General features: G+C 75.0%; 6 protein-coding genes and 1 pseudogene. 3 read left to right on the plus strand and 4 right to left on the minus strand.

Annotated elements, in window-relative coordinates; all coding sequences use genetic code 11:
* Positions 1-26 precede the first annotated feature (26 nt).
* The 3 genes from ABIC52_RS12155 to ABIC52_RS12165 are packed head-to-tail and all read left to right on the plus strand — an operon-like array spanning position 27 to position 4845.
* Positions 27-1100, plus strand: coding sequence for a 3-oxoacyl-ACP synthase III (locus tag ABIC52_RS12155; RefSeq protein WP_126891264.1), 1074 nt, complete (start codon positions 27-29; stop codon positions 1098-1100).
* Entirely contained in the window at positions 1097-3877 is a 2781-nt protein-coding gene (locus ABIC52_RS12160) for an alpha/beta fold hydrolase (protein ID WP_354027438.1), read from the plus strand. Before ABIC52_RS12155 ends, ABIC52_RS12160 begins: the two co-directional genes overlap by 4 nt.
* The gene (locus tag ABIC52_RS12165; protein WP_354027439.1) at positions 3874-4845 is read left to right on the plus strand and encodes an NAD-dependent epimerase/dehydratase family protein; all 972 of its coding nucleotides are present in this window, start codon (positions 3874-3876) and stop codon (positions 4843-4845) included. The genes ABIC52_RS12160 and ABIC52_RS12165 overlap by 4 nt, the downstream gene beginning before the upstream one ends.
* 90 nt (positions 4846-4935) lie before the next feature.
* On the opposite strand, the gene ABIC52_RS12170 is transcribed toward ABIC52_RS12165, so the two are convergent.
* From ABIC52_RS12170 to ABIC52_RS12185, 4 genes and pseudogenes are all read right to left on the minus strand, one after another.
* On the minus strand, positions 4936-5352 hold the full coding sequence (locus ABIC52_RS12170) for an MFS transporter permease (RefSeq protein WP_354027440.1): 417 nt from the start codon (positions 5350-5352) through the stop codon (positions 4936-4938).
* Complete coding sequence (locus ABIC52_RS12175) at positions 5349-6308, minus strand: Asp23/Gls24 family envelope stress response protein (RefSeq protein WP_354027441.1); 960 nt, start codon at positions 6306-6308, stop codon at positions 5349-5351. The genes ABIC52_RS12170 and ABIC52_RS12175 overlap by 4 nt, the downstream gene beginning before the upstream one ends.
* 64 nt (positions 6309-6372) lie before the next feature.
* On the minus strand, positions 6373-6543 hold the full coding sequence (locus ABIC52_RS12180; protein WP_209679358.1) for a CsbD family protein: 171 nt from the start codon (positions 6541-6543) through the stop codon (positions 6373-6375).
* Between the two features lie 130 nt (positions 6544-6673).
* Positions 6674-6889, minus strand: a pseudogene (locus ABIC52_RS12185) (hypothetical protein); the annotation flags it as partial.

The following is a 6889-nucleotide window of genomic DNA, read 5'->3' on the forward strand; positions in this document are numbered from 1 at the left end:
TGCGGAAGTATGTGTCGGTGACGATCATGACGGAACGACCGGTCGACCAGTCGACGAGCAGCGAACCGGAGCGCCCCGGCAACGCCACGGCGAAGCACCAGAACGTGTCGCTCCTGTCGGTCGCGACCACCGTCGCGGACCGTGTGACGACGTCCGCGGACATCGAGGCGAAGCTCCGCGGGGCCCTGCGTCGGCTGCGTCTCCCGACCGGTCTGCTCGAGCGGGTCGCCGGCGTCACCGAGCGCCGCAACTGGGGCGAGGGCCAGACCTTCCAGGACGCCGCGATCGACGCCGGCCGTCGCGCGATGGCCGAGGCCGGCATCCGTCCGGAGGACGTCGGCCTGCTCATCAACACCTCCGTCACGCGCCCCCACCTCGAGCCGAGCGTCGCCGTCCGCCTGCACCACGGGCTCGGACTGCCGACGTCGGCGATCAACTTCGACATCGCGAACGCCTGCCTCGGCTTCGTCAACGCGATGAGCGTCGCCGCGGGCATGATCGACTCCGGGCAGATCAAGTACGCGCTCATCGTGGACGGCGAGGACGCCGACCAGGTGCAGCTCAACACGATCGACCGCCTGAACCAGGGCGGCCGGAACCGCAAGGACTTCATGAGCGAGTTCGCGAGCCTGACCCTCGGATCGGGTGCCGCGGCCGCCGTGCTCGGCCCGTCCGACGTCCACCCCGAGGGGCACCGCATCATCGGCGGCGTCACCCGTGCCGCGACGCAGTGGTACGACCTGTGCGTCGGCAGCGTGGACGGCATGTTCACCGACGCGAAGATGCTGCTGAAGGGCGGCATGGAGCTCGTCGTCGCCGCCTGGAACGAAGCGCGGTCGCACTTCGACTGGCAGGACATGGACCGCTACGTGCTCCACCAGGTCTCCGACGTGCACACGAACGCGTTCGTCGAGGCCATCGGCATCCCGCGCACCAAGGTGCCGACGACCTACCAGCGCTACGGCAACGTCGGTCCGGCATCGATCCCGATCACCCTGGCCGACGAGGTCGACCGCGGGGGCATCACCCGCGGTGACCGCGTCTTCCTCGGTGGGGTCGGTTCCGGCATCAACACGGCGATGATGGAACTGCGCTGGTGAGGTCCGGCCTCCCGCGCGTCGCCGCCAGCACGGCTCCGGCGACGCTCCCGCCGCCCCTGCCCGGACTCGACCCGGCCTGGTCCCGCCTGGTCACGGTCCCCGCGTCACCGGGTGGACAGCCGGGAGGCGCGGCTCGCCCCGCGCGCACCTGGCACCTCCTCGACACGGCCGGTCAGCTCGAGGCCCTCGGCGTCAAGCCGGTCGGCACCCTGCTCTGCGTGCACGGCAACCCCACGTGGTCCTACCTCTGGCGGTCCGTCGCCGCGCGGACGCTCGACGCCGCCAGGGCCGGGGGTCCGGCCTGGCGCGTGGTCGCGGTGGACCAGCTCGACATGGGCTTCTCGGAGCGCACCGCGGACCAGCACCGCCTGGCCGACCGCGTCCGCGACCTCGGTGCCCTGACCGACGAGCTCGGGCTCACCGGACCCGTCGTCACCCTCGGGCACGACTGGGGCGGTGTCGTCTCGCTCGGCTGGGCGGTCGACCACCCCCACCTCGTGGTGGGCGTGGCGACGTGCAACACGGCCGTGCACCAGCCCGACGACGCACCGATCCCCGCTCCGCTGCGGCTCGCCCTGCGTCCCGGTGTGCTCGGGCGCGGGACGGTGCTGACGCCCGCGTTCCTCGAGACGACGCTCGCGATCGCGCACCCGTCGCTCGACCGTCCCGTCGCCGACGCCTACCGGGCGCCGTACCGCGGAGCCGCCCGGCGCGGGGGGATCGGCGGCTTCGTCGCGGACATCCCCGTCGACCGCACGCACCCCAGCGCCGCCGAGCTCGACCGGATCGCCGCCGGTGTCGCGGCGCTCGAGGTCCCGGCGCTCGTCATGTGGGGACCGCGTGACCCGGTGTTCCTGGAGCGCTACCTCGACGACCTGGCCGACCGGCTCCCGCACGCCGACGTGCACCGCTTCGAGGGTGCGGGCCACCTGCTGCCGGACGACGCCGACGTCGCGGGGACCGTCCTCGACTGGCTGGGTGACCGCCTGCCGGAGGACCACGCGCCCGGCGGCGGCGAGACGAGCCTCCAGGCCGGCACGCACGACGCACCCGAGTCTCGCGACGCGCGACCGGTCTCCGGCGCCGCGGCTCGAGACACGTCGTCCAGCCCGAGTCTCGGGTCCGACCACCGCCGGCCGCTGTGGGCTGCGCTCGACGACCTCGCCGACGACGCGAGCCCGGCGCTCGTCGAGATGGCCGCCGCCGGTGGTCCGCGCACGGTCTCCTGGCGGCTGCTCGCCCGCCGCGTCCGCGAGGTCGCTGCCGGACTCGCCGACCTCGGGGTGCGGCCCGGCGACCGCGTCTCGCTGCTCGTGACGCCCGGTGCCGACCTGACGGCCGTCCTCTACGCCTGCGTCCGCATCGGTGCGGTCGTCGTCGTCGCGGACGCCGGCCTCGGCCTGCAGGGGCTGACGCGAGCCGTCCGTGGCGCCCGGCCGGACTGGGTGATCGGGGCGCTGCCGGGCCTCGGCGCCGCACGCGCACTCGGGTGGCCGGGCCGGCGCATCGCGACGGTCGCGCTGCCCGCTCCTGCGCGAGCGGTCCTCGGGGTCGAGTACACCCTGGTCGAGGTCGCCCGGCGCGGTGCCCGTCGGCTCGCCGCCGGAGCAGCCCTGCCCGCCGCCCCGTCGCCGGACGCTCCCGCGGCCGTCCTGTTCACCTCGGGCTCGACCGGACCGGCGAAGGGCGTCGTGTACACGCACGGGCAGCTCGCCGCGGTGCGGGACGTCCTGGCGGCGCAGTACGGCGTCGGCGTCGGCACCGGGCTCGTCGCGGGCTTCGCACCGTTCGCCCTGCTCGGCCCCGCCCTCGGTGCCCGTTCGGTCGCGCCGGACATGGACGTCACCGCTCCGCGCACGCTGACGGCACGGGCGGTCGCCGACGCGGTCGCCGCGGCCGACGCGACCGTGGTGTTCCTCTCGCCTGCGGCGCTGGCGAACGTCGTCGCGACGGCGTCGGCGCTGACGGCCGCCGACCGGGAGTCCCTCGCGAGGGTGCGCCTGTTCCTGTCCGCCGGGGCGCCGGTGTCCGCCGCGCTCCTCGCATCGGCGACCGACCTCATGCCGAACGCGGCGGCCCACACGCCCTACGGGATGACCGAGGGGCTGCTCATGACGGACACCGACCTGGACGGCGTCCGGTCGGCCGCTTCCGCTCCCGACGACGGCATCTGCGTCGGGACCCCGGCGGCCGGTGTGCGGGTGCGGATCGCCCCGCTCGACGACGCCGGAGCACCGACGGGGGAACCGACGGAGCAGAGCGGCGTCACGGGCGAGGTCGTCGTCGCGGCACCGCACGTCCGTGACCACTACGACCGGCTCTGGCGCACCGACCGGGTGTCCCGGCTCGGGGTCGACGACCCGCGCGGACACCGGACGGGTGACGTGGGGCACCTCGACGTCGACGGTCGTCTGTGGATCGAGGGCCGGCTGCAGCACGTCGTGACGACCGCCGACGGGGTCGTCACCCCGGTCGGACCCGAACAGCGCATCGAGCGCGTCGACGGTGTCGGGCGCGCGGGCGTCGCGGGCACCGGTCCCGCGGGAACGCAGCAGGTCGTCGCCGTCGTGGAGACCGATCCCGCGGCACGGCGTGCGGGGCTCGCGCCGGCGGACCTCGCCGCTGCCGTCCGTGCGGCCGCCGGGGTCCCGCTCGCCGCGGTGCTCGTCGTCCCCGTCCTGCCGACGGACATCCGGCACAACTCGAAGGTCGACCGCGCACGGCTCTCGCGGTGGGCGACGACGGTGCTCTGTGGTGGCCGGATGGTCCGCCCGTGAGGGTCCTGGTCACCGGGGCGAGCGGCTTCCTCGGCCGGGCGACCGCTGCCGCCGTGCGCGACGCCGGGCACGACGTCCGGACGTTCCAGCGCCGGCCGTCCGGCGTCGACGGGGTCGAGGACGCCCTCGGCACGATGACGGACACCGCTGCCGTCGCGCGCGCGGTCGACGGCGTGGAGGCCGTGGTGCACCTGGCAGCGAAGGTGTCGCTCGCCGGGGACCCGGCCGACTTCGCCCGCGTCAACGTCGCCGGGACGCGCGCGCTGCTCGACGCCGCCCGGACCGCCGGTGCGGAGCGCTTCGTCTTCGTGTCGTCGCCGTCCGTCGCGCACACCGGGTCCTCGCTGGCCGGAGCGGCTGCCGACTCGGCCGAACCGATGGCCGCGCGCGGGCACTACGCCCGCACCAAGGCCGCCGCCGAACTGCTGGCGCTCGCGGCGGACGAGCCCGGCTTCGCGGTCGTCGCCGTCCGCCCGCACCTGGTGTGGGGGCCGGGGGACACGCAGCTGGTCGGCCGCATCGTCGACCGCGCACGGACCGGACGGCTGCCGCTGCTCGACTCCGGCGCGGCGCTCATCGACACCCTCTACGTCGACAACGCGGCCTCGGCGATGGTGGCCGCGCTCGAGCACGCGGCCGACGACGCCGTGCACGGCAACGCCTACGTCGTGACGAACGGCGAGCCCCGACCCGTGGGGGAGCTCCTCGCAGGGATCTGCACGGCGTCCGGCGTCCCCGCACCCCGGATGCACGTACCCGCCGCTCTCGCCCGCGCAGCCGGTTCCGTCGTCGAGGCGGTGTGGCGGGTGCGTCCGGGCACGGACGAGCCGCCGATGACGCGGTTCCTCGCCGAGCAGCTGTCCACCGCGCACTGGTTCGACCAGCGACGGACGCGTCAGGACCTGCACTGGGCACCGACCGTCTCGATCGACGAGGGCCTGGCCCGGTTGGCGGTCGCGGCGCGCTGACCGCGGTGGCTCGCGAGCCGACCCTGGCGGCTCCGACGGCCGCCAGCCGGTCGGGCCGCCAGCCGGTCGGGCCGTCAGCCGGTCGGGCAGTCAGCCGGTGAAGCGCTGCCAGAGCTCGGTGACGATCGGCCACACGTCGCCGGCGCGGTCCGCCGAGGCGACGGCGATCGTCACGACGGGGTAGGCCGTGACCGCGAGGCTCACCAGGACCGCGATCACGACGGCGAAGACCGACGTGACCGTGTGGCGACGGGTCAGCGCCCAGGACAGCAGGGCGAGGACGACCACCACGCCGAGGAGGGTGACGAGGGCGATCCGGATGAACGGGAACGGCACGAGCCCCGCGGTCGTGGCGGTCACACCGCCGAGGAACCCGACGAGCGGCAGGTAGGCGCCGAGGGCCACGGCGAGCACCAGCACGGTCCCGATGCCCGACGCGATCCAGACGCCGCGCGGGCGAGGACGACGGGCGGCCGTACCCCGGCGTCCCGCCCACGCGGTGGTCATCGTCGTGCCTCGCCGTCGACCACGTCCTTCGTCGCGGTCGCTGCCGCATCGGCCGCGTGCGAGGCGGCGGCGCCGGCATCGGCCGCGGCGTCGGTCGCTGCGGCGGCGGCACCGGATGCGCGGTCACGGATCTCCTGCGAGGCGTCCTGCGCTGCGTCCTTCGCGGCGCTGACCGCCTCCTTCGCGGCGTCGCCGGCGTCCGAGGACTTCTCCGCGGCGCGCTCGGCCGCGTCGGACGCGGTCTCGCGTGCGGCGGCGACGGCATCGGCTGTCTCCTCGCGCGCGGTGTCGACGGCGTCGGAGGCCCGGTCACCGAGCTCGGCTGCGCTCTCGCGGGCCTCGTCCACGGCGTCCCCGGCAGCGTCCCGTGCGCGGCCCGCGGCGTCGCGCGTGGCCTCGGCGGCGTCCTGCGCGGCGTCGCGTGCCCGCTCGGCGACCTCGGCGGCACCGTCGCGGACGCTCTCCGCGGCACCGGAGACGGCCTCCTTCGTACGGTCGACCGCGTCACCGACGGCCTCACGGGCCTTGTCGACCGGCGTCGGCTCGTCGTCGAAGGGTCCGTGGACGTCGAGCACGCGGACGTCGACGGTGGTGGGCTGGCCGGCGCCGAGCTGCGACACCGCGGCGGCCACCTGGCGGCGGACCTCCTCGGCGACCTCGCGGACCGGTTGCGGGTAGCTGACGACGACGGACACGGTCACGTCGAGCGTGCCGTCGTTGTCGTCGACCTGGACACCGGGGGCTCCGGCGGTCCGACCGAGCTGCGACCGGACGCGGTCGGCGGCCCGGGCGACGAGCCCGCCCAGGTGGTGGACGCCCGGCACGCCGAGCGCCGTCTCCGCCGCGGTGCGGGCGGCGACCACCAGGGGCCCGGCGTCCTCGGGGAGCGGGGTGGTCAGCTCGGACGGCAGGTCGACCTCGGTGATCTGCGTCCGGGCGTTCGGATCGTGCTGCATGGCTTCCTCCTCGTGAACAGGTCGGCCGTCGCTCCCGTCGGGGAGCGACGGCCGAGGTCCGCTCCTACTTGAAGACGTCCTTGACGTCCTCGCCGGTCTGCTTGGCGCTCGCAGCGGCCTGGTCCTTCTTGCCTTCCGCGACCTTTTCGTCGTTGTTCGTCGCGTTGCCGAAGGCCTCCTTGGCCTTGCCGGCGATGTCCTGGGCAGCGTTCTTGATCTTGTCGTCGAGTCCCATGGTGGGTTCCCTTCTCTCTCGTGGGCTGGTGCCCGGTGGTGACGGCCGGGAGGCTCTGGTTGCCTCGTGCGGCCCGCTTGCGGTGGTGCTGGTGGTGCGTCCTCGCCCCGGCGTCGTCCGCCGGGTCGCTTCACTGGACGCGGGTGGTGCGTGCCAGTGCGGTGCGGGTGCCGCCGGTGAGGTGGACCAGGACCGGGATCTTGCGGCCGAGGGTCTGGTCGAGGGTGGTCAGGGCGTGGTCGACGGCGTCGAGGACGGTGACCGCGTCACCGCCGCGGCGGACGTGGACCTTGATGCGTGCGGCGCGGGTCTTCTTCACCAGGTACGTGTCGACCTTGGAGCCGAC

The sequence above is a fragment of the Curtobacterium oceanosedimentum genome (assembly GCF_040545555.1).
GTDB lineage: Bacteria > Actinomycetota > Actinomycetes > Actinomycetales > Microbacteriaceae > Curtobacterium.